The sequence below is a fragment of the Novosphingobium sp. PhB165 genome, from assembly GCF_004341845.1.
GTDB lineage: Bacteria > Pseudomonadota > Alphaproteobacteria > Sphingomonadales > Sphingomonadaceae > Novosphingobium.
Genome location: NZ_SLVB01000001.1, coordinates 647,007 through 669,777 on the forward strand (window position 1 = coordinate 647,007; position 22,771 = coordinate 669,777).

24 protein-coding genes are annotated in these 22,771 nt (G+C 64.0%); 13 read left to right on the top strand and 11 right to left on the bottom strand.

Annotated elements, in window-relative coordinates; all coding sequences use genetic code 11:
* From EDF56_RS03160 to EDF56_RS03205, 10 genes are all read left to right on the top strand, one after another.
* Positions 1–909 (top strand): polyprenyl synthetase family protein, encoded by a 909-nt coding sequence (locus EDF56_RS03160; RefSeq protein ID WP_132385259.1) that lies wholly within the window; start codon positions 1–3, stop codon positions 907–909.
* Complete coding sequence (gene coaD, locus EDF56_RS03165) at positions 909–1,427, top strand: pantetheine-phosphate adenylyltransferase (RefSeq protein ID WP_207904606.1); 519 nt, start codon at positions 909–911, stop codon at positions 1,425–1,427. The genes EDF56_RS03160 and coaD overlap by 1 nt, the downstream gene beginning before the upstream one ends.
* Before the next feature lie 86 nt (positions 1,428–1,513).
* Positions 1,514–2,212: a peptidylprolyl isomerase gene (locus tag EDF56_RS03170; protein ID WP_132385260.1), complete on the top strand. Its 699-nt coding sequence runs from the start codon at positions 1,514–1,516 to the stop codon at positions 2,210–2,212.
* Between the two features lie 51 nt (positions 2,213–2,263).
* The gene (queA, locus tag EDF56_RS03175) at positions 2,264–3,313 is read left to right on the top strand and encodes a tRNA preQ1(34) S-adenosylmethionine ribosyltransferase-isomerase QueA (RefSeq protein WP_132385261.1); all 1,050 of its coding nucleotides are present in this window, start codon (positions 2,264–2,266) and stop codon (positions 3,311–3,313) included.
* Positions 3,314–3,357: 44 nt separating this feature from the next.
* Entirely contained in the window at positions 3,358–3,843 is a 486-nt protein-coding gene (locus EDF56_RS03180) for a hypothetical protein (RefSeq protein WP_132385262.1), read from the top strand.
* Positions 3,844–3,935: 92 nt separating this feature from the next.
* Positions 3,936–4,871, top strand: coding sequence for an ABC transporter ATP-binding protein (locus tag EDF56_RS03185; protein WP_132385263.1), 936 nt, complete (start codon positions 3,936–3,938; stop codon positions 4,869–4,871).
* Positions 4,868–5,641, top strand: a complete 774-nt coding sequence (locus tag EDF56_RS03190) for an ABC transporter permease (protein ID WP_132385264.1) — start codon at positions 4,868–4,870, stop codon at positions 5,639–5,641. The genes EDF56_RS03185 and EDF56_RS03190 overlap by 4 nt, the downstream gene beginning before the upstream one ends.
* A gap of 120 nt (positions 5,642–5,761) precedes the next feature.
* Complete coding sequence (locus tag EDF56_RS03195) at positions 5,762–6,736, top strand: DUF481 domain-containing protein (protein WP_243652359.1); 975 nt, start codon at positions 5,762–5,764, stop codon at positions 6,734–6,736.
* A 19-nt stretch (positions 6,737–6,755) separates the two neighbouring features.
* Complete coding sequence (gene tgt / locus EDF56_RS03200) at positions 6,756–7,880, top strand: tRNA guanosine(34) transglycosylase Tgt (RefSeq protein ID WP_132385266.1); 1,125 nt, start codon at positions 6,756–6,758, stop codon at positions 7,878–7,880.
* A gap of 71 nt (positions 7,881–7,951) precedes the next feature.
* On the top strand, positions 7,952–9,973 hold the full coding sequence (locus EDF56_RS03205) for a S9 family peptidase (protein WP_132385267.1): 2,022 nt from the start codon (positions 7,952–7,954) through the stop codon (positions 9,971–9,973).
* Between the two features lie 61 nt (positions 9,974–10,034).
* On the opposite strand, the gene EDF56_RS25825 is transcribed toward EDF56_RS03205, so the two are convergent.
* The 8 genes from EDF56_RS25825 to EDF56_RS25830 form a co-directional block, all read right to left on the bottom strand.
* Positions 10,035–10,199 (bottom strand): hypothetical protein, encoded by a 165-nt coding sequence (locus EDF56_RS25825; protein ID WP_165912065.1) that lies wholly within the window; start codon positions 10,197–10,199, stop codon positions 10,035–10,037.
* A 160-nt stretch (positions 10,200–10,359) separates the two neighbouring features.
* Positions 10,360–10,974 (bottom strand): 30S ribosomal protein S4, encoded by a 615-nt coding sequence (gene rpsD, locus EDF56_RS03210; protein WP_132385268.1) that lies wholly within the window; start codon positions 10,972–10,974, stop codon positions 10,360–10,362.
* A gap of 211 nt (positions 10,975–11,185) precedes the next feature.
* Positions 11,186–11,926 carry an RNA methyltransferase gene (locus tag EDF56_RS03215; protein WP_132385269.1) on the bottom strand — a complete coding sequence of 247 codons (741 nt, stop codon included), beginning with the start codon at positions 11,924–11,926 and terminating at the stop codon, positions 11,186–11,188.
* Entirely contained in the window at positions 11,919–12,419 is a 501-nt protein-coding gene (gene nrdR / locus EDF56_RS03220) for a transcriptional regulator NrdR (protein ID WP_132385270.1), read from the bottom strand. The genes EDF56_RS03215 and nrdR overlap by 8 nt, the downstream gene beginning before the upstream one ends.
* Positions 12,420–12,452: 33 nt before the next feature.
* Positions 12,453–12,677: a hypothetical protein gene (locus EDF56_RS03225; protein ID WP_132385271.1), complete on the bottom strand. Its 225-nt coding sequence runs from the start codon at positions 12,675–12,677 to the stop codon at positions 12,453–12,455.
* Between the two features lie 18 nt (positions 12,678–12,695).
* Positions 12,696–13,994 carry a serine hydroxymethyltransferase gene (gene glyA, locus EDF56_RS03230; protein ID WP_132385272.1) on the bottom strand — a complete coding sequence of 433 codons (1,299 nt, stop codon included), beginning with the start codon at positions 13,992–13,994 and terminating at the stop codon, positions 12,696–12,698.
* 15 nt (positions 13,995–14,009) lie between these two features.
* Positions 14,010–14,447 carry a ribose 5-phosphate isomerase B gene (gene rpiB / locus EDF56_RS03235; RefSeq protein ID WP_132385273.1) on the bottom strand — a complete coding sequence of 146 codons (438 nt, stop codon included), beginning with the start codon at positions 14,445–14,447 and terminating at the stop codon, positions 14,010–14,012.
* Positions 14,448–14,546: 99 nt separating this feature from the next.
* A complete protein-coding gene (locus EDF56_RS25830; protein WP_165912066.1) occupies positions 14,547–14,798 on the bottom strand; it encodes a hypothetical protein in 252 nt (83 codons plus the stop codon).
* On the opposite strand from EDF56_RS25830, the gene EDF56_RS03240 reads away from it, so the two are divergent.
* Positions 14,788–16,353, top strand: coding sequence for a M28 family peptidase (locus EDF56_RS03240; RefSeq protein WP_165912067.1), 1,566 nt, complete (start codon positions 14,788–14,790; stop codon positions 16,351–16,353). The genes EDF56_RS25830 and EDF56_RS03240 overlap by 11 nt on opposite strands.
* Positions 16,354–16,428: 75 nt before the next feature.
* Here the strand turns inward: EDF56_RS03240 and rpoD are convergent, their stop codons facing one another.
* The 3 genes from rpoD to EDF56_RS03255 are packed head-to-tail and all read right to left on the bottom strand — an operon-like array spanning position 16,429 to position 20,875.
* The gene (gene rpoD / locus EDF56_RS03245; RefSeq protein WP_132385275.1) at positions 16,429–18,444 is read right to left on the bottom strand and encodes an RNA polymerase sigma factor RpoD; all 2,016 of its coding nucleotides are present in this window, start codon (positions 18,442–18,444) and stop codon (positions 16,429–16,431) included.
* 43 nt (positions 18,445–18,487) lie between these two features.
* Positions 18,488–20,398, bottom strand: coding sequence for a DNA primase (dnaG, locus tag EDF56_RS03250; RefSeq protein WP_132385276.1), 1,911 nt, complete (start codon positions 20,396–20,398; stop codon positions 18,488–18,490).
* A gap of 24 nt (positions 20,399–20,422) precedes the next feature.
* Positions 20,423–20,875: a GatB/YqeY domain-containing protein gene (locus tag EDF56_RS03255; RefSeq protein WP_132385277.1), complete on the bottom strand. Its 453-nt coding sequence runs from the start codon at positions 20,873–20,875 to the stop codon at positions 20,423–20,425.
* A gap of 163 nt (positions 20,876–21,038) precedes the next feature.
* On the opposite strand from EDF56_RS03255, the gene carA reads away from it, so the two are divergent.
* Positions 21,039–22,205 (top strand): glutamine-hydrolyzing carbamoyl-phosphate synthase small subunit, encoded by a 1,167-nt coding sequence (gene carA, locus EDF56_RS03260; protein ID WP_132385278.1) that lies wholly within the window; start codon positions 21,039–21,041, stop codon positions 22,203–22,205.
* A 166-nt stretch (positions 22,206–22,371) separates the two neighbouring features.
* Positions 22,372–22,749, top strand: a complete 378-nt coding sequence (locus EDF56_RS03265; RefSeq protein WP_132385279.1) for a hypothetical protein — start codon at positions 22,372–22,374, stop codon at positions 22,747–22,749.
* The last annotated feature ends 22 nt before the right edge of the window (positions 22,750–22,771 follow it).

Here is a 22,771-nt window from a genome sequence, read left to right on the forward strand (position 1 = left end):
ATGACTGAGGTCGGGGTGAGCGATCCGCTGCTCGCCGAAGGGCTGGCGAAGATCGCCGACGAGGTCGACCGTGCCTTCGACGCGCTGTTGCCGGTGCCCGAAGACGCGCGCGCACGCTTGATCGAGGCGATGCGCTATGCGGCGATCGGCGGCGGCAAGCGCCTGCGACCGCTGCTGCTGACAGCCGTGGCCGAGATGTACGGCGTCGTTCGCGAGGCGGCGATCCGTGCGGCCATCGCCATCGAATCGATCCATGTCTACTCGCTGATCCACGACGATCTGCCGTGCATGGATGACGATTCTCTGCGTCACGGCAAGCCGACCGTTCACAAGGCTTTCGACGAGGCGACGGCCGTACTCGCGGGCGATTCGCTGCTGTCCTTCGCGTTCGAGGTGCTGGGCGATCCGGCCGTCAGTGCCGATCCCTTCACGCGCATCGAACTGGTGCAGGCGCTTGGCCATGCCAGCGGCGCACAGGGCATGGCGGGCGGCCAGATGATGGACCTCGTGGCCGAGACCAGCGAGTTCGATCTGCAGACCGTCACGCGCCTCCAGCAGCTCAAGACCGGCGCCCTGCTGGGTGCGGCGGTGGAGATGGGCGCGATTCTCGGGCGTGTTCAGCCCGAAGGCCGCGCCCACTTGCGCGGCTATGCGCGCGACATCGGCCTTGCCTTCCAGATCGCGGACGACCTCATCGATCATGAGGGCAATGCCGAAGTCGCCGGCAAGGCCGTGGGTAAGGACGCGGCCGCCGGCAAGGAAACGTTCGTGTCCCTGCTTGGCCCGGACCGCGCGCGCGAACAGGCGCGCATGCTGGTTGAACAGGCCATCGGGCACCTTTCGCAGCACGGCAAGGAAGCCGACCTGCTGCGCGCGGTCGCGCGCTACATCATCGAGAGGGATCATTGATGAGTCTGGGAGAGCGTATCGGGGTCTATCCCGGCACTTTCGATCCGATTACGCTGGGCCATGCCGATATCATCCGGCGCGGCGCCAAGCTGGTGGATCGGCTGATCATCGGGGTGACGACCAACCCTTCCAAGGACCCGCTGTTCACGCCCGAAGAGCGCATGGCCATGGTGGAGCGTGAAGCTGCGGCCCTGGGCATCGACAATGTCACCGTCGTCGGATTCAACGCACTGCTGATGAAGTTTGCGCAGAAGCAGGGGGCCAACGTCATCGTGCGGGGCCTGCGCGCTGTCGCCGATTTCGAATACGAATATCAGATGGCGGGCATGAACCAGCAGCTAAACCCTAGCATCGAGACGATTTTCCTGATGGCCGATGTCGGCCTTCAGCCGATCGCTTCCAAGCTGGTCAAGGAAATCGCCACCTTCGGCGGCGACATCTCCCGCTTCGTCAGCCCGGCGGTGCGTGACGATGTTGTCAGCCGGATCGCCGCGAAAGGCCTTCAGGGCGACTACTGAGCCTATCTGCGACAAAATCATTCATTGTCACGTCAGCACCGGGGCTCTATCGCCCCACGCCTGAACGGCTTCCTTGTGAGTATTCGATGAAGTTTCGCCTGAACCTTACTGCGACTATGATCGGCCTCGCGCTTGTCGCCACGCCTGCGATGGCCAAGAAGAAGGAAGCGCCTGCACCGGCTACGGCGGCTGAGCCTGCCGCGCCGCCGCTCTCCGTCGTCGTCGATCCCGACGTGACGCACGATCCCGAAAACGTGCTGCTGCTTGACCTGTCGGACGGCGGCCGCGTTGCCATTCGTCTCATGCCGAAGTGGGCGCCGCACCATGTCGAGCGGATCAAGACGCTGGCCGCGCAGGGCTTTTACAACGGCATCATCTTCCACCGCGTGATCGACGGCTTCATGGCCCAGACGGGCGATCCGACGGGCACCGGGCAGGGCGGTTCGAAGCTTCCCGACCTCCAAGCCGAGTTCAACTCGATGCCGCACTTGCGTGGCATGGTCTCGATGGCGCGCACCAACGATCCGAACAGCGCGAACAGCCAGTTCTTCATCGTGCTCTATCCGCGCTTCTCGCTCGATCACAAGTACACGGTGTTCGGCCGCGTGATCTCGGGCATGCAGTACGTGGACGCGATCCAGCGCGGCGAGCCGCCCGCGAACCCGACCAAGATCGTCCAGGCCTCGCTCGCCTCGGACAACAAGGCACCGCCGCCGGCAGCGCCTGCGACGGCAGCGCCTGCCAAGATCACGGCGGATCAGCTCAGCAATTCGAAGTCGAACTGAATTTCTTCGAAAGGGGATGACGCGGCGATGGCGCGCGCCTAGAGGCGCGCCATGCGCGTTGACCTTTTCGACTTCGATCTGCCACCCGAAAATATCGCCCTGAGACCGGCGCGTCCGCGCGATTCGGCACGGATGCTGATCGTGGATGGCCGCGGTGACGAGACTGGCGAAGGCCCGCTCGTCGACCGCCATGTCCACGATCTGCCGGACATCCTGAGGGCGGGCGACGTGCTGGTCTTCAACGATACGCGCGTGATCCCGGCCCAGCTTGAGGGCCGCCGGGGCGAGGCGCGGATCGGCGCCACGCTGCACAAGCGCGTCGACCTCCGCCGCTGGCAGGCCTTCGTGCGCAACGCCAAGCGCCTGCGCCCCGGCGACCGTGTGGAATTTCCGGCCGATGTCACGGCTATCGCCGAGGAACGGCTGGACGATGGCAGCTGGGTCCTGCTGTTCGAAGGCGAGGAACCGGTCGAAGTGCTGCTGGAGCGGGCAGGGCGCATGCCGCTGCCCCCCTACATCGCCGGCAAGCGCGAGACCGACGAGGCCGACCGCCGCGATTACCAGACCATGTTCGCCGAGAAGGACGGCGCCGTCGCCGCGCCGACCGCTTCGCTCCATTTCACGCCGGAACTGATGGCGCGGCTCGAAGCCGCCGGGGTTCTGCGTGAGACGCTGACGCTGCACGTCGGCGCGGGCACGTTCCTGCCGGTCAAGGCGGACGATACCCAGGACCACAAGATGCACGCCGAATGGGGCAGCATCGACGCGGCCACCGCAGATCGCCTCAACGCGGCGCGCGCAGCCGGCAATCGGGTGATCGCGGTCGGTACCACCAGCCTGCGCCTGCTCGAAAGCGCGACCGGCGAGGACGGCGTGATCCGCCCCTTCGAGGGTGATACGGCGATCTTCATCACACCCGGCTATCGCTTCAAGGCGATCGACGGCCTGATGACGAACTTCCACTTGCCCAAGTCCACGCTGTTCATGCTCGTCTCCGCCCTAATGGGGCTGGAGCGGATGCAAGCCGTTTACCGGCATGCCATCTCCACGGGTTATCGCTTCTACAGCTACGGCGATTCCAGCCTGCTGATTCGAGAATAGGGGGAACTTCCATGACATGTCCGAAATGGTCGGGAGCGGCCGCGATGGCGCTCGCGCTCGCGACCATGCTGCCTGGCGTGGCCGTCGCAGCCGCGCCGCCGGCGGCATCTGCGCCGCCCACGCCAACGCCGCTCTCGCCGGAAGTCGAACACACTCTCGCCGCCAAGCTGGGCGAATGCTTTGTGATGAAGTCCACCGGCGAGGATCGGGTCGCGTTCGCGCGCTGGTTCGTCGCTGCGCTCGGCAGCGCGCCGCAAGTCGCGGATATCGCTAAGATCGATCCGGCACAGAAGGACGGGCTGGATCGTCAGGTCGCGACCATTTTTACGCGGCTGATCGCTGTGGACTGTGCCGAACAGGCGCGCCCGCTCTATCAAGTCCACAGCAGTGCCGGATTCAGCACGGCCGGTGAAGCACTGGGGCGCATTGCCATGCAGGAACTGATGAGCAATCCCGATGCGTCCGCCAAGATGTTCGGCGGCTACACGGCATACATTCGCGACGACGATTTCAAGAACCTCGAGAAATAATCCCTTCGGTCTGGCCGGCTGGTGGCAGATTTCCCCGGCCGGCCTGATATTTCGGTCTTGGAACCGTCATCGGTTTCGCGCATCACGCACAGATGCAAGGCATTCTTGAAATCAGCGGTCTGACAAAGACCTACGACAGCGGCCTTACGGCGCTGGACGGGGTCGACCTTTCGATCAACAAGGGCGAGATCTTTGCCCTGCTCGGTCCCAATGGGGCGGGCAAGACCACGCTGATCGGCGCCGTCTGCGGGCTGGTGCGGCCGACCGGCGGCACGATCCATGCGTTCGGCGAGAACATGGACCGCCACTGGCGCCGCCTGCGCGCGCGCATCGGCCTGGTGCCGCAGGAGCTGGCGACCGACATGTTCGAGACCGTGATCCACTCGGTCAATTATTCGCGCGGGCTGTTCGGCCTCGCGCCAGATGCGGCGCGGGTGGAAGAGATCCTGCGTGCGCTTAGCCTCTGGGAAAAGCGCAACGACCAGATCCGTGCTCTCTCCGGCGGCATGAAGCGTCGCGTGCTGATCGCCAAGGCCCTCGCGCATGAGCCCGAACTGCTGTTCCTCGATGAGCCGACTGCCGGTGTCGATGTCGAGTTGCGGCGTGACATGTGGGCGCAGATCTCGCTTCTGCGCGACCGGGGCACGACGATTATCCTCACCACCCACTACATCGAAGAGGCCGAGGAAATGGCCGACCGCGTGGGAATCATCCAGGCCGGCCGCATCCGCATGGTCGATGAAACGCGCGCGCTGATGAAGCGGCTGGGGCGGACGGAAGCGCATTTCCCCCTGTCTTCGCCGCTCGCGGCGGTGCCGGCGGTGTTGGAGGGGCTCAATGTCAGCCTGTCCGAAGACGGGATGGAACTGGTCTATCGCGGCGGCGACGGTTCGGGACGGGGCAAGGCCGAAGTGGCCGAACTTACCAAGCGTCTTGTGACGGCGGGTATCGACTACACGTCGATCGACATCCGCGAATCGAGCCTTGAAGACATCTTCGTCGATCTTCTGGAAGGAGCGGCGGCATGATCGCCTTCAACGCGCGCAGCACCTGGACCATCTATAAGCGCGAGGTCATGCGGGCCATGCGCACCGCGATGCAGTCGATCCTCGGGCCGGTGCTGACGACGGTGCTTTACTTCGTCGTCTTTGGCGCGGCGATCGGTGGCCGGATGCATTCGGGGCAGGAGGGTGTCAGCTACGGTGCCTTCATCGTGCCCGGCCTGCTGCTGCTGACGCTCATTGCGGAGAGCGTGTCGAACGGCAGTTTCGGCATCTACATGCCGCGCTTCACCGGGGCGATCTACGAATTGCTTTCCGCGCCGGTGGGCGTGGCCGAAACGCTGATCGGCTTCGTCGGCGCGGCGGCGACCAAGTCGCTGATCCTTGCTGCCATCATCCTCACCACGGCGACGTTCTTCGTCGACTACACGATCGTCCACCCGGTCTACACGCTGGGATTCATCCTGCTGGTATCGGCGACATTCTCGCTGTTCGGGTTCATCCTCGGCATTTGGGCGGACAGTTTCGAAAAGCTGGGGATCGTGCCGGTGCTCTTCGTGGTGCCGCTGACGTTCCTGGGCGGCACGTTCTATTCGATCGGCATGCTGCCCGAGCCGTGGCGCTCGGTGGCGATGGTCAATCCGGTGGTCTATCTGGTGAACGGCCTGCGCTGGTGCTTCTATGGAAAGTCGGACTTCCCGATCGGCATTTCCCTGATCATGACGCTGGCGTTCCTCGCGATCTGCATTGCGCTCATCGCATGGATCTTCCGCACCGGCTGGCGCCTGCGCGCCTAAGGCGTTAACGCTTTGGTCGTTAACTTCTTGGGCCGCTAACTTTCTGGTATGTCGATGCGTTTGTTGGGTCTGCCGCTGCTGCTTGTTGCCGTTCCTGCACAGGCACAGAGTCCCCTTACTTTGCCTGTAGCCCCCGGAAATCCGGCGGAAGCGGCCCCGGTCATCGTGCCGGTGGAGCCGCTTGCGCTCGCATTGCCGGCTTATCCGTGGCCCACGCCGTTCGTGCCGTGCGGCCCGCCGCGCCTGCCCGAGAACGTGCGCGCCATGCTCGAATCGGCGATCCGCACCGGCGATTCGGCCACGGTGGCCGCTGTCGTAAGAGTTGCGCTGGATACCGAGCCTTACGACAAGGACGAGATCCGGGCGATGAAGAAGAGCTACGACGACGAGGCTGCCCGCCAGCTCGCCGCCAAGGCCAACGCGGAAACGCAGCGCATCCGCCAGTCGGCCATCCTTGAGCTGTGGACCGGCAAGGTCGAACTGGGTGCATTCCGCGCCACCGGCAACACCAGCAACTTCGGCTTCTCCGGCGCGCTCAATCTCGATCGCAAGGGGATCGACTGGCAGCACACCGTCCAGCTGACGGCGGACTACCAGAAGGATTCGGGCACGGTTACGCGTGAGCAGTACCTTGCCAGCTATCAGGCCCGCTACACGCTGAACGACGGCCTGTTCACGTTCGGTCGTACCCAGTGGGAAAGCAACGAAATCCAGGGCTTCCGCGATCGTTACTCGCTGTCGGGCGGGCTTGGTTACCGGGTTATCAAGCGCAGTGATCTGGCGCTGTCGGTGGAAGTCGGACCGGCGGTGCGCCGCACGCGGTTTGTGGTGGATCCTTCCGAGACGACATGGTCGACGCTGACCTCGCTCGATTTCAGCTGGAAAGTCGACAACACGCTGAAGCTCACGCAGACGGCGTCGTCGTATATCGAGACCGGCAACAGCACCTTCACCACCAATACCGGTATCGAGGCCGGGATGTCGAAAAGCCTGAAGGCCAAGCTGTCCTATTCGTTCTCCCACGAGTCCTCGCCGCCCGACGGTACGCTCAGGACGGATACCATTTCGCGGTTCTCGCTGGTCTACGGCTTCTGAATTGGATAACGGGCGGGGCATGAACCCCCGTTTCGAATTCTCCATCCACGCCACCGACGGCAAGGCCCGCACCGGCGTCATCAAGATGCGTCGCGGCGAAATCCGCACGCCCGCCTTCATGCCGGTCGGCACCGCCGCCACGGTGAAAGCGATGAAGCCGCAGGATGTGCGCGCCACCGGCGCCGACATCCTGCTGGGCAATACCTATCACCTGATGCTGCGCCCGGGCGCCGAGCGCGTCGCGCGGTTGGGCGGGCTGCACAAGTTCATGAACTGGGACCGCCCGATCCTGACGGACAGCGGCGGCTATCAGGTGATGAGCCTGTCGGACTTGCGCAAGATCACCGAGGAAGGCGTGACGTTCGCCAGCCACCTCGACGGTTCGCGCCATCTGCTGACGCCGGAACGCTCGATGGAGATCCAGCGGCTGCTCGGCTCCGACATCGTCATGTGCTTCGACGAATGCCCGAAGATCGACCAGCCGCGCGACGTGATCGCGCGTTCGATGGAGATGTCGATGCGCTGGGCGAAGCGCAGCCGCGAGGCTTTCGACAGCGGCGGCGAGCATGCCGCCAACTCGGCGTTGTTCGGCATCCAGCAGGGCGCGCTCGACGAGGGGCTGCGCAAGACTTCGGCCGATGCGCTGAGCGAGATCGGCTTCGACGGCTACGCGATCGGCGGCCTTGCCGTGGGCGAGGGGCAGGAGGCGATGTTCGCCACGCTGGAATTCGCGCCGCAGCAGCTTCCCGCGGATCGTCCGCGCTACCTGATGGGCGTCGGCAAGCCCGACGACCTGGTGGGCGCGGTGGAGCGCGGGGTAGACATGTTCGATTGCGTGCTGCCCACCCGCTCGGGCCGCAATGGGCAGGCCTTCACCTGGAATGGCCCGCTCAACATGCGCAATGCCCGCCATGCCGAGGACAGTGCGCCCATCGACGAGCGCTGCAAGTGCCCGACTTGCGGCACTTATAGCCGCTCCTATCTGCACCATCTCGTGAAGTCGGGAGAGATGCTCGGTGCGATATTGATGACGGAGCATAATATCTCTTTCTATCAGCAACTTATGCAAGGTATGCGCGATGCTATCGCCGAGAGCCGGTTCGCGGCTTTCGCGGCCGATTTCCGGCGCGATTATTTCGGCTGATATGTCGGCATTTTAACTTCCTCCCCCGATTGGGCCGGCTTTAACGGTCAGGTTTTGATTTGGGGGATTTCATGAAAAGGTTTGTTGCCTCGGCATCGCTGGCGGCGCTTGCCTGTGCCGGTCTTGCGACGACCGCGCAGGCGGCACCGACGGCACAGGCTGAGAGCGTGGAGGCCGTGGCGGCGCTCTTCGGTACGCGTGAAGCGGTGGACGGCGTCAGCATGTCGCCAAGCGGCATGAAGATCGCGATGATCCAGTCGATCGGTCGGAACGGTACCGCGGTTGCCGTGGCCGAATACGACAAGGATGCGAAGCTGCGTACGCTGGTGGTTTCCAACACCGCGGCCGAAAGGATTCGGCATTGCTCCTGGCCATCCGACAATGAGCTGGTTTGCAGCGTCTCGGTGGCGACCAGCGATTTGACGTCGTTCACGCGGCTCGTGGCGCTCTATCTGGACGGTAAGCCGCTCAAGGTAGTTACCCCGGCCGAGAGTTCGCGCGCTGTCGGCTTCGCATGGTACGGCGGCGACATCATCGACTGGACCGGCGCGCGGCCGGGCGAAGTGCTGATGCTGCGCCAGTTCGTGCCCGAGCAACAGATCGGAACTCACCTTGCCAGTTCCCTTGAGGGGCTGGGCGTCGAGAGCGTGGACGTTCGAACGCTGCGCCGCACCACGATCGAAAAGCCCAACATCGATGCGACGGATTACATCACCGACGGTCGGGGTTCGGTGCGGATCAGAGGTCTGAATCCCACCACCAGCGGCGGGTACGACACCAATGTCATCAATTACTTCTATCGAACGAAGGATTCGCATTCGTGGGATCTGTTGAGCCGGGTCACGCTCAATGCTTCCGGTTCGGACAGCGGTTTCCAGCCGGTGGCGGTCGATCCCACGCTGGATGCCGCCTACGGCTTCGAGCGCAAGGACGGCTATCTGGCGCTCTATCGAGAGAAGCTGGACGGCAGCAAGGCGCGCGAGCTGGTGTTCAGCAAGCCCGGGATAGAGGTGGACGATCTCGTCCGTCTGGGGCGCACGCAGCGGGTGGTCGGCGTGTCCTATGCCGGCGACTATCGAAAAGCCGAATATTTCGACCCCGAACTGGCGAAACTGCGCAGCGCCCTCGGCAAGGCGCTGCCGGGATCGCCCTTGGTGGATTTCGTCTCGTCCAGCGAGGATGAGAGCAAGCTGGTGATGTTCGCCGGTAGCGATGTCGATCCGGGGCGTTACTATCTTTATGACAAGGCAACCCGCCATCTCGAAGAAATCCTGCCGCTGCGGCCGGCGCTTGCGGGGCGCAAGCTGGCCGAGATGAAGCCGGTCCAGTTCCCGGCCGCCGACGGGACGATGATCCCCGGCTATCTGACTCTTCCGCCGGGCAGTGATGGCAAGAACCTTCCGGCGATCGTCATGCCGCACGGCGGTCCTTCGTCGCGTGACGAGTGGGGTTTCGACTGGTTGGTGCAGTTCTTCGCGGCACGCGGGTTTGCCGTGCTTCAGCCGAATTTCCGGGGCTCGGCCGGGTTCGGGGAAGCCTGGTTCGAGAAGAACGGTTTCCAGTCATGGCGGACGGCCATCGGCGATGTCGATGACGCAGGCCGCTGGCTGGTGTCGAGCGGGATTGCCGCGAAGGACAAGCTGGCAATCGTCGGCTGGTCCTACGGCGGCTATGCCGCGCTTCAGTCAGGCGTGCTCGATCCGGGGCTCTTCAAGGCGATCGTGGCGATTGCGCCGGTAACCGATCTCAGCGTTTTGCGGCAGGATCACCTGAATCGCACGGACTACCGGCTGGTCGATCAGCAAATCGGCAACGGCCCCCACGTTGCACAAGGTTCGCCTGCGCAGAACGTCGGCGCGATCCAGGTGCCGGTGCTGATGTTCCACGGCGATTGGGACCTGAACGTCAATGTTCATCAGTCGCAGATCATGGAGCGGCGCTTGCGCGATGCCGGCAAGCAAGTGGAACTGGTGACGTTCCCGGGGCTTGCCCACTCGCTGGACGACAGCGCGGCGCGCACGAAGGTCCTGGAGCAGAGCGACGGTTTCCTGCGCAAGGCACTGGCCCTGCCGACTACCGTAGCCAGTAACTAGTGCGGTTAGTCGCGTTTTTCCGGGTTATCAGGTGACTTCGCCTGATAACCCGAAAAACGCCCTAGCAGCAGGAAACTTCCAGCCGGGTTCCGGGGTAAGCGACGAAGCGGCCGCTTCGCAGATCCAGGAATCCGGCGCCGATCTTGCTTGCGAAGCGCTGGGCGAGATCGAGGGTCGTGTACCATTTGCCGGTGCGGTGGGGGGTGATGAAACGGAATCGAGACATAGTGCTGGTTCAATGCCCGCGAACCATGTCGGTTCCCTGACAAGTCCGTCGATTCACCGCGTTTTCCGGCACTTCGTCGCCTCGCGAAGATGCAGGGCAAAAGAAAAGGGCGGCTCCGAAGAGCCGCCCTTCCTAATCCTGGTCCGAAGACCCGAAACTCTTAGCGCGAGTAGAACTCGACGACCAGGTTCGGTTCCATCTTCACCGGGTAGGGCACTTCGTCGAGCGTCGGAACGCGAACGAAGGTCACCTTGTCGGTGCCGTCCTGAGCGACGTAGTCAGGAACGTCACGCTCGGGCAGAGCCTGCGCTTCGACGATCAGAGCCATTTCCTTGGCCTTGTTGCCGAGGCTGACAATGTCACCGACCTTCACGCGACGCGAAGCGATGTTGCACTTCACGCCGTTGACGCGGATGTGGCCGTGCGAAACGATCTGGCGAGCCGCGAAGATGGTGGGCGCGAACTTGGAACGGTACACAACCATGTCCAGACGCTGCTCAAGCAGGCCGATCAGGTTCTGGCCGGTGTCACCCTTCATGCGGGCGGCTTCCTGGTAGGTGGCCTTGAACTGCTTCTCGGTCACGTCGCCGTAGTAGCCCTTGAGCTTCTGCTTGGCGCGCAGCTGCAGACCGTAGTCCGACAGCTTGCCCTTGCGGCGCTGGCCGTGCTGGCCGGGGCCGTAGCTGCGGCGGTTGACCGAGCTCTTGGGACGGCCCCAGATGTTCTCGCCCATGCGGCGGTCGAGTTTATACTTGGCGCTTTTACGCTTCGACATAAGTCGTCTCCTTTTCTGCTGCCGTTTCCACTGTGGAAACGGTCCATGTTTTCCCGGGGCGCACCATCCAGCCTAATGCGCTGGATGCGGCCGCCGCTTCACCGGGGTGCGGGGCCGAATGGACAGACCTGTCAAGAAGGCAGGCGCCATGTGAAGGGGTGCCCCATACGGGCTCGGGGGTGAAAGTCAAGCGGATAAGCCGAAAAACGGCTCAACTACGCGGGCGACGCTCGTTTCCGAGGGCAGAGAGCACACCGCGAAGGGTGCGCACTTCGAGGTGATTCCAGGCCGGCTTCGTGAGAAGATTGCGCAAGGTCAGCCGATTGGCTGCCGCACGCGTTTCGGGCCAGAAATAGTTTTTGGGTTCGAGCAGTTGCTCGAAGTGGCCGATAAGGCCTTCCAATTCTTCCTGCGGGGCAGGGGGGAGCAGGTCCTCCACGGTCGGCTGCGCCAGTTCGCCAGAGGCGGTGACGCCTTTCGACCACTCGTAGGAGCAGAGGATCACGGCCTGCGCCAGATTGAGTGAGGCGAACTCCGGGTTGATCGGCACCGTCAGGATCGCGCGGGCAAGCGCGACGTCCTCGGTTTCCAGACCCGAACGCTCCGGGCCGAACACATAGGCCGAACGACCTTGCGCCTCATGCACTTCGCGCGCGGCCTGTTCCGGCGTGACAACCGGCTTGGTCACGCCGCGCTTGCGGACGGTGGTGGCGTAGACATTGGCGCAATCGGCAACGGCTTCGGCCAGCGTTTCGTAAACTTTCGCGTGTTCCAGCACCGTGTCGGCGCCGGCGGCGGCGGGACCGGCCGAGGGGTTGGGCCAGCCATCGCGCGGGGCGACGAGGCGCATCTCGGTCAGGCCGAAGTTGAGCATGGCCCGCGCGGCCTTGCCGATGTTTTCGCCCAGTTGCGGGCGGACCAGCACGATGACCGGCTTGTTCACGTCAGCCATTGTCGCCGTCCTTTGCTGCGCCCTTGGTGGCGCCTTGCCCGGCCACATCGCGTACGGTGCCGGCGAATGCCTCGAAATCGCGCGCTTCGTTGAACGCGCGGTAGACCGAGGCGAAGCGGATGTAAGCGACCGAATCGAGCTGGCGCAGGCCCTCCATCACCATCTCGCCGATCTCGCGCGAGGGGACTTCGGATTCGCCCAGGGTTTCGACCTGACGCTGAACGCCGGAGACAAGCTGGTCGATCTTCTCGCGCTCGATCCCGCGCTTGCGGCAGGCGAGGGTGACCGATTGCTCGATCTTGGCCCGGTCGAACGGCTCGCGGGCATCGTCGCTCTTCACCACGGTGATTTCGCGAAGCTGGACGCGTTCGAACGTGGTGAAGCGCGCGCCGCAGCTGGAACACTGGCGGCGGCGGCGGATCGACGTGTTGTCCTCGGTCGGGCGACTGTCCTTGACCTGGGAATCATCGTGGGCGCAGAAAGGACAGCGCATTCAGTCAGTTACTTTCAATTTCCAAGGATGGCCTCAGGGCCGCACGCGCTTGTAGAACTGGTATCCGGCGCCGACCGCAAGGCCGAGCGGGATCGAGACAAACGGCAGCACGGCACCGGCGACCGCCCCCGCCGCGCCCCAGAGCAACACGGGCTTGGTAGACGGATGGTCGAGGCCATCCTGCAACATTCCGGCAAGCTCGTGGCGAGCGTCCGAGATGAAATCACCGGTGTCGTTGGGGCGTTCGGGGTCGGTCATGGCACTGGGGCTCCTGGATCAGTCCTCGTAGATCGGGAAACGATCGCACAGCGCTTCAACGCGCGCGCGCACGTTCTGCTCCACCTGAGCGTCGCCTGCTTCGCCGCACTTGGCAAGGCCGTCGAGCACGTCGGCGACCATGTTGCCGATTTCGCGGAATTCAGCCGGGCCGAAACCGCGGGTGGTGCCGGCGGGCGAGCCCACGCGGATGCCGCTGGTCTTCATCGGCGGCAGCGGATCGAAGGGGATGCCGTTCTTGTTGCAGGTGATGCCCGCACGTTCCAGCGCCTCGTCAGCGTCCTTGCCCGTCACGCCCAGCGGCGAGAGGTCGATCAGCGCGAGGTGGGTGTCGGTGCCGCCCGAAACGATCGCGGCGCCGCGCTCCTTGAGCGTGTCGGCGAGGACCTTGGCGTTCTCGATCACGCGCGCGGCGTAGTCCTTGAACTCGGGACGCAGCGCTTCGCCGAAGGCGACGGCCTTGGCGGCGACGACGTGCATCAGCGGACCGCCCTGAAGGCCAGGGAACACCGCCGAGTTGATCTTCTTGGCCAGCGCCTCGTCATTGGTGAGGATCATGCCGCCACGGGGGCCGCGTAGCGTCTTGTGCGTGGTGGTGGTGGCGATGTGCGCGTGCGGGAAGGGCGAGGGGTGGAGCCCTGCAGCCACGAGGCCGGCGAAGTGCGCCATGTCGACCTGGAACAGCGCGCCCACGGCGTCGGCGATTTCGCGCATGCGCTTGAAGTCGATCACGCGCGGATAGGCGGAGCCGCCGGCGATGATCAGCTTGGGCTGGTGCTCCTTGGCAAGGGCCTCGACCTCATCGTAGTCGATCAGGTGGGTGTCCTTGGTCACACCGTACTGCACGGCCTTGAACCACTTGCCCGAAAGCGCGGCGCGGGCGCCGTGCGTGAGGTGGCCGCCGGCATCGAGGCTCATGCCCATGATGGTGTCGCCGGGCTTCACGGTGGCGAGCAGCACGGCACCGTTGGCCTGCGCGCCCGAGTGGGGCTGCACATTGGCGAAGCCGCAGTCGAACAGCTGCTTGGCGCGTTCGATGGCCAGCGTTTCGACTTCGTCCGAAGGCTCGCAGCCCTGGTAGTAGCGCTTGCCCGGATAGCCTTCGGCGTACTTGTTGGTCAGCACCGAACCCTGCGCTTCGAGCACGGCCTTGGAGACGATGTTCTCCGAGGCGATCAGCTCGATCTGCTTGCGTTCGCGCTTGAGTTCGTGGCCGATGGCCTTGGCGACGGCGGGGTCGCTCTGGGCCACGCTGTCAGTGAAGAAGCCCGGGGAACGGATGGCGGTTTCGACGGTCATGTTCTGAAAGCCCCTTCAGAAGGACGGATTGGAAAGCTTTTCGACGCGGCCCGCGTGGCGTCCGCCACCGAACTCGGTCGAGAGGAATGCGTCGAGGCAGGCCTTGGCCATGTCGATGCCGGTCAGGCGGGCGCCCATGGCGATGACATTGGCGTCGTTGTGCTCACGCGCGAGCGCGGCCGAGAGCGGCTCGGAAACGAGCGCGCAGCGGCAGGCCGGATCGCGGTTCACGGCGATCGAAATGCCGATGCCGGAGCCGCAAAGAGCGACGCCGAACTGGGCAATGCCGTCTGCGACGACCGAAGCCAGCTTGTAGCCGTAGTCGGGGTAATCGACACGGTCGGCGGTTTCGGGGCCGAGATCGGCAACTTCGTGGCCGAGTTCGATGAGGTATTCGCGCAGTTCGGCCTTGAGGTCGACGGCGGCGTGGTCAGATGCAATCGCAATGCGCATGGGAGCGGTGTGCCTGTCCTGATGCGGGGATTCGTTTGCGCATCCCCTTAGTCGTGACTTCGTCGCAATGCCACCATTGTCCGCCCCATGGGGGCGCAATTAACGGGAATGGGCATAATAGCGCCGATTTACAGTGCCGAAAGCCTCTTGTCCGGCGCGATTGACAGGGGTGGCGGCGGGAAGGATGTTCTCCGTTTCTCGAAAGGGGTTAGCGGTGAAGTCGGCAAAGCCATTTGTTCTTGCGCTCCTTCTTGCCGTGATCCTGGCCGTGTTGGGGACGACACCGCCGCGCTCGGCATCTGTCAGCGCGCCTGCCGATGCGTTTTCCGCCGGACGGGCGATGACGGACATTACCCGCATTGCCCGCGCGCCGCATCCCAGTGGGTCGCCGGAGCATGCGGCTCTGCGCGGCTATCTGATGAACCGGCTCGGTGCCTTCGGCATGACCGTACGCACGCAGCAGGCCCTGTTTCCGGCAGACGTGCGCGACCAGCTGAACCGGCGCAGCGGCGAAAATCGGGCGGAAATCCCGCTCGTCAACATCGTGGCCGTGCTGCCCGGCAAGGATCGCGATCTGCCGGCGGTGGCGCTGATGGCGCATTACGATAGCGTCTGGGGCTCGCCTGCCGCAGCCGACGACGGGGCGGGCGTTGCCTCGATACTGGAAACCGTGCGGGCGCTTGCACAGGATCGCGAACGTCGCCGCGACGTGATGGTGATCCTCACCGATGGCGAGGAAGCGAACCTCAATGGCGCGAGGCTGTTCTTCGGTCAGGCGCCGGAAGCGCGGCAGATCGGCGCAATCATCAATCTTGAGACGCGCGGAGGCGGGGGCAAGGCCAACCTGTTCCAGACTTCGGCCATGAATGGCGATGTGGCGCGGCTCTGGGCCTCGTCCGTGCCGCACCCGGCGGGAACGTCGCTGGCGACCTTCATTTACAGCGTGCTGCCCAACGACACTGACCTCACCGTGGCACTGCCGCATGGCTATCCGGCGTGGAACTTCGCGTTCATCGGCAGGCCGGCGTTCTATCATTCACCGCTGGCGACCGCCGCCAATCTCGATCAGGGCTCGCTCCAGCAGATGGGCGAACAAGCGCTGGAGCTGGCGCGGGCGATGGCCAATGCGCCGGAACTGCCCGGCAAGTCACCCGACATCGTGTTCTTCGACGTGTTCGGACTTTTCGCGGTGCACTACGCGGCCTGGTGGGGGTGGGTGATGCTGGCGGTTGGTTTCGCCGGCTATGCGGTGCATGCCCTCCGGCGTTTCGAGGGGCGGGCGTTCGTGGGCGGGCTGGGGCGCATGCTCGGGCTCGTCATCGTGACCGGTGCTGCGCTTTACTTGCTCAACCTGCTGTCGGGCGCGGATGGGCCGGTGAACTATTATGACCGGCTCGCGGCGATCCCCCGCCTCCAGATCATGACCTTCTGCACCAGCCTTGCCGCGGCGCTGCTGGTGGCTGGCCGGAAGCCGGACAGGCCCGCCGGAGAGGCTGGTCTCGTCCTGCCACTGTGGCTGGCCGGCGCGGCGTTCCAGATTTTCGCGCCGACGGCCGCCTATGTGCTGACGATACCGCTGTTGCTGGGCGGCGTTGTCGCTCTGCTGCGAGCGTTCGAGTTCGGCAGCGTGGTTCGTACGGCCGAAATGATCGTGGCGGGCGTGGTCACGGGCTATATGCTGATGCTCGGCTATTTGCTGATGCAGGCGGTGGGTCCGACCATGCCGATGGTGGCAGTACTGCCGCTCGCGGTCACCGTTTGCGCGCTGGTGCCGCTGCGTGGGCCGGTTTCGCTGAGGGGGTCGCAGGTATTGACCGTTCTCCTCCTGCTGGCGGCGGTGGGTGTTGCGCTCTGGGTTCGGCTTGACGCCCCGGCGCTGAGCATCGCGGTCTACGCGCCGAGGTAAGAAAACCCGCGCAGGCAAAGAAAAACGCCCGCAACCGGAGTTGCGGGCGTTTCTGAAGTGTCCGGCTTTCGACCGTTACTGGTCGAGGAACGAGCGCATCTTGCGGCTGCGGCTCGGGTGCTTGAGCTTGCGTAGCGCCTTGGCCTCGATTTGGCGGATACGTTCGCGGGTGACCGAGAACTGCTGGCCCACTTCCTCAAGCGTATGGTCGGTGTTCATGCCGATGCCGAAGCGCATGCGCAGCACGCGCTCTTCACGCGGTGTGAGCGAGGCAAGGACGCGGGTGACCGTTTCCTTGAGGTTCGCCTGAATCGCTGCGTCGACCGGGATGATCGCGTTCTTGTCCTCGATGAAGTCGCCCAGGTGCGAATCTTCCTCGTCGCCGATCGGCGTTTCGAGGGAGATCGGCTCCTTGGCGATCTTCATCACCTTGCGCACCTTCTCGAGCGGCATCGAAAGACGCTCGGCCATTTCTTCCGGCGTGGGCTCACGGCCCTGCTCGTGAAGGAACTGGCGGCTGGTGCGGACCAGCTTGTTGATCGTTTCGATCATGTGAACCGGGATACGGATCGTGCGCGCCTGATCCGCGATCGAGCGCGTGATCGCCTGCCGGATCCACCAGGTGGCATAAGTCGAGAACTTGTAGCCGCGGCGGTACTCGAACTTGTCGACCGCCTTCATCAGGCCGATGTTGCCTTCCTGAATGAGGTCCAGGAACTGCAGGCCGCGGTTCGTGTACTTCTTGGCGATCGAGATCACCAGGCGCAGGTTCGCCTCGACCATTTCCTTCTTGGCGATGCGCGCCTCGCGCTCGCCCTTCTGGACCATGTTGACGATGCGGCGGAACTCGGGAAGCGCCATGCCGGTGGCGGCGGCGATGTCAGAGACTTCCGCGCGGATGCGCTCGACCGGATCGGCTTCAGCTTCGGCGAAGGCGGCCCACTTCTTGTCCTTCTTGGACATGTCCGACAGCCACGCGTCGTCCAACTCGCGACCCACGTAGGTCTCAAGGAAGTCCGCGCGCTTCACCTTGTGGCGCTCGGCCAGACGCAGCATCTGGCCGCCAAGGGCGGTCAGGCGGCGGTTGAAGGCGTAGAGGTTGTCGACGAGGTATTCGATCTTCGTCGCGTGGAACTTCACCGATTCGACTTGCGCGGTCAGTTCCTCGCGCAGCGACTGGTACTGTTCTTCCTTGGCGGCCGGGAAGTCGATGCCCAGCGCCAGCGCGTCGAGACGCTCGGACTGGAGGCGTTCGAAGGCCCGGAACAGCTCGGTGATGAGGATGAACTTTTCAAGCGCTTCCGGCTTGAGGGCCGCTTCCATCTGCGCGAGGCTGAGGGTGTTGTCTTCCTCCTCCTCTTCAACCGGACGCTTGGCACGGGGCTCGCCGTCCTCGTCCAGTTCGTCGACGGTTTCCTCTTCCTCGGCTTCGTCGTCCTCCTTGAAGGAGGGGCCGGCGGTCTTTTCGCTGATCTCGCCGTCGTCATCGCCTTCACCGTCTTCGGACAGGCTTTCGGGCGCAGGCTCCTTCGAGAGCATGGCGTCGAGATCGAGGATCTCGCGCAGCTGCATCTCGCCGTTGTTGAGGGCTTCGGACCACTGGATGATGGCGTGGAAAGTAATCGGGCTCTCGCAGAGGCCCAGGATCATCATGTCGCGGCCGGCTTCGATCCGCTTGGCGATGGCGATTTCGCCCTCGCGGCTGAGCAGTTCGACCGCGCCCATTTCGCGCAAGTACATGCGCACTGGATCGTCGGTGCGCTCGACCGTTTCTTTCTTCTTGGCGTCGACCACCATGCGCGGCGAAATCTCGTCGCCATCGGCCTCTTCCGACTCGCGGTCGTCGTCCTGGCTATTGTCGGCGTCTTCGTCACTCTCGACGATATTGACGCCCATTTCCGAGATCGCGGCCATAATGTCCTCGATCTGGTCGGTGGACATCTGGTCCTGCGGGAGGGCCTCGTTCAGCTCGTCAACGGTGATGACACCCCGGCGCTTGGCGCGGGCGATCAGCTTCTTGATCGAGGCCTCGTTGAGGTCGATCAGCGGCGCATCGTCGTTGGTATCGCCGGTGTTGTCGTTTTTGCTCATCTATCCGCCGTTTTCCCCGTGCCTACGCCCTGATTCTAAACAATCATGACGAAGCCGCCTGCCTAGTAGCCATTTGCCTTAGGCGACTATCGAATTCCAGCTTTCTCTTGAGAAGACGTTGCTGTTCGGCAAAAGCCTCATCCGATAGTTCGCTTTCGAAGCGGGATGTTGCCTGCGCCAAAGCCGCTTCCAGTACCGGACGCTCCACCAAGAGATCGACGGCCTGCACAAGATCCTCTGCCGCCTGATCCGCGCTTGCGTCAGGATTCAAGAACCCGAAGCGCAATCCGGAGTATTCTGCGGTGCCGGGGATCTCCAGGCCACTGTTCGACAATATGGTGGCAAGAGCCTCGCTTACAAGCGGTTCCTTCGCATGATGGTTCACGTCGTAGCAATCGAGCAGCAAGGAAAAGCGCGGATCGAGGCCGGGGGTGCGGGCCAACGCTTCGGCATGGCGCGCGATCTGGTCGGGCCATCGGATCAGCCCGGCCAGCACGGCGGCGGAAAGCCCGTCCCGCGCGCCGCCCGAGGCGGCCTTGCGCAGGCGTTCAAGCGATTCGGGATCCGATTCGGGCAGGGGGCTCCAGCGGCCTTTCTGGAAGTTGCCCCGCCCACCGCCGCCGCCACGCTGGTTCCATTGGCCGGGGCGGGACTGGCCGCGATCCCCTTGTTGCCAGCGGCTTTCGCGCTTGGGAAAGGCGAACTCCGAATAGCGGTCCTGAAGCTCGCGGCGATAGAGGCTGGCGATATCCGGATGCTGGATCGCGTCGACATGCTCCATCAGGCGGGCCTTCAACCCGGCCTTGTCCTCAGGCGTCGTGAGCGGCTGGGCATCGCGTTCGACTTCCCAGAGCACGTCGACAAGGCTTTTCGCGGTGCCGAGGATGTCCTCCATGGCCCGCGCGCCCTTGGCCTTGATGAGGTCGTCGGGGTCCATCCCTTCCGGCAGGCGCACGATTCGCAGGGAGTGGGCAGGGCGCAGCAGCGGAAGTGCCCGCGTGACCGCACGCATGGCCGCGCGCTGACCGGCGGCGTCACCATCGAAGCAGAGGACCGGCATTTCGACATGACGCCACAGCATCTCGATCTGATGCTCGGTCAGTGCGGTGCCGAGCGGGGCGACGCATTCGCCGATTCCCGCCGCCGCCATGGCGACAACGTCCATGTAGCCTTCGACCACCACCATCCGGCCCGACTGGCGCGCGGCGGGCGCGGCGCGGTGCAGATTGTAGAGCGTGCGGCCCTTGTCGAACAGCGGCGTATCCGGAGAATTCAGATACTTGGGGGCCTCAGTTTTCTCCTTTGTGAGGATACGGCCGCCAAAGGCGATGACCCGGCCGCGCGCATCCTCGATCGGTAGCATGAGGCGGCCGCGAAAGCGGTCGTAGGGATCGCGATTCTCGACCTCGATCCTCAGGCCCGCCTCGATCAGCATGGCCTCAGGGAACTTGCCGAGCGCTTCCTTCATCGCCTGCCGCCCCTCCGGCGCGTAGCCGAAGCCGAAGCGCTGGAGGGTGTGGGCGTCGAATCCGCGCGTTGCGAGATAGCCGCGCGCCGCTTCGCCGCCGGGCGAGGATAGGTTGCTCACGAACCATGCTTGCGCATCGGCCATGACATCGTGAAGCGTATCGCGCTTTTCCGCCGCCTTGGCCGCGCGCGGATCGGGGGCAGGGACATCCATCCCTGCTTCGGCTGCCAGTTCCTTGACCGCATCCATGAAGGACAGGCCTTGATGGTCGGTCATCCAGCGGATCGCATCTCCATGTGCGCCGCAGCCAAAGCAGTGATAGAAGCCCTTTTCATCGTTGACGGTGAAGCTGGGAGACTTCTCGTTGTGGAACGGGCAGCAGGCCTTGAACTCGCGCCCCGCCTTCTGGAGGCGGGTGGAGCGACCAATCAGCGCCGACAGCGTGGTGCGGGCGCGAAGCTGGTCAAGCCATTGAGGGGTAAGCACGGTCCTGCCGCCGTTCCGTCAGGTTCAGGCCAGCGCCGCCTTCACCCAGCCCGAGGCCTTGCCCATGTCGAGCTCGGCGCCGTGGCGCGCCTTCAGCGCGGCGACGACCTTGCCCATGTCCTTCATGCTCTCGGCACCGACTTCGACCTTGATGGCCTCGATAATGGCCTTGGTCTCTTCCTCGGACAGCTGCGCGGGCAGGAAGGTTTCGATGACTTCCAGTTCGGCTTTCTCTTCGGCGGCCTTTTCGGGACGGCCACCTTCCTCGAAGAGCTGGATCGATTCGCGGCGCTGCTTCACCATCTTCTGGAGCACGTCGATCACCATGGCATCGTCGTCCGGCAGAGAATCGGCCGTGCGCAGTTCGATGTCGCGGTCCTTGATCTTGGCAAGGATGAGTCGGACTGCGGCCAGGCGCGGCTTGTCGCCGGCTTTCATCGCAGTGATCTGGGCGGCCTTGATCGAATCACGAAGCATTGGTTTCCTGCTGTTCTGATAGGTTTGGGGAATTGTCGTGGCGCAAAAGTAGCAAGCCGCGCGCCAAATTGCACCTCTCGCGCCTTGACGCGGTGCACAACCCTGTCTAGCGGGCGGGCCTTAGCACACATAGTCAGAAACGCCGTAAACGGAGCGACCCACCATGGCCGACGCCGCATATACGCTTGCGCCCAAACCTGAAGGGGCGACAGGCGTTCTCGTCCTGAGCGATGGACACGTGGTCTGGGGCCGCGGCTTTGGAGCCGTCGGCGAAGCAGTCGGCGAAGTCTGCTTCAACACCGCGATGACCGGATATCAGGAAGTGATGACTGATCCGTCCTACGCGGGCCAGATCGTCACTTTCACTTTCCCCCACATCGGCAACGTCGGTGTCAACGACGAGGATCTCGAATCCAAGGTCGATGGCGCTGTCGGCTGCGTCGTCCGCGAGGACGTGACGCTGCCTTCGAACTTCCGCTCTGCCGGTGAGTTCGGCGATTGGCTTGCCGCCAAGGGCAAGGTCGGTCTCGCCGGGGTCGATACCCGCGCGCTGACCCGCCGCATCCGCCTGCAGGGCGCGCCCAATGCGGTGATCGCCCATAACCCGGAAGGCGAATTCGACATTCCCGCGCTGATCAAGCGTGCGCAGGAATGGCCGGGCCTTGAAGGCATGGACCTTGCCAAGATCGTCAGCCGCGAAATCCAGGAGGGCTGGGAAGGCTCGACCTGGGAACTCGGCCAGGGCTTCGGTAACGGCGAGGGCGATGCGCGCCCGCATGTGGTCGCCATCGACTACGGCGCCAAGGACAACATCTTCCGCAATCTGGTGAAGGCCGGTGCGCGCGTGACGGTGGTTCCCGCCGAAACGTCGCTCGACGCGATCCTCGCGCTGGAGCCGGCGGGCGTGTTCCTCTCGAATGGTCCGGGCGATCCGGCGGCGACCGGCGAATATGCCGTGCCCGTCATCAAGTCGCTGCTCGACCGTGACGTGCCGATCTTCGGTATCTGCCTCGGTCACCAGATGCTCGGCATCGCAGCCGGCGCCAAGACCTCGAAGATGCACCAGGGCCATCGCGGCGCAAACCACCCGGTGAAGCGCCTGGACGACTCCGTCGTCGAGATCACCTCGATGAACCACGGTTTCGCGGTTGATAACCAGTCGCTGCCCGAGAACGTCGAAGAGACGCACGTCTCGCTGTTCGACGGTTCGAACTGCGGCATTGCGATCAAGGGCAAGAAGGCCTTCGGTGTGCAGTATCACCCCGAAGCCAGCCCCGGACCGCAGGACAGCTTCTATCTCTTCGAAAAGTTCGTGGGGATGCTGGCCTGATGGGCGTCACGGGTCGGTTTCTTGCTGGGGCGCTGGCGCCGTATCCCGCATCGGCGATCATTGCCGGTGCGGACCAGCGAGATTTCGACCCGGCATGTCGCTTTGCCTATGCACTGGGGTTCCCGGCCTTCGCGCCGGCAACCCGTGCAAAGCAAGGTGCCATATAATGACCGCTCTTATCGACCACATGATCGCTTACTATATTGCCGGACAGGCTGCCGAACTCTCGGTTGCGCCGCGTTTTTACCCTTACGGTGAATTGCAGCTCATCTTCGAGGACAAGATCTCGGTAGCCGTCCGCAAGTTCGGCCCCAAGGTGCGCAAGCATTCGAAGGAAGCCGGCCAGGCCTTCATCGACCGGATGCTCGAAACGGGCGCCTGGTCGACCACTGAAGGCGAGTACGGCGGTTCGATGCATCAGTTTCAGGCTGACCGGTTCAAGGCGGTGATCCGCGAGGAACAGGACAGCAACCCGATCATTCTCAAAGCCAAAGCCGAAGGCCCGGATTACTGGGACAAGGCGTTTGGCGAACTGGTGGCCTAGGCCGCCAGTCCGACATACAAGA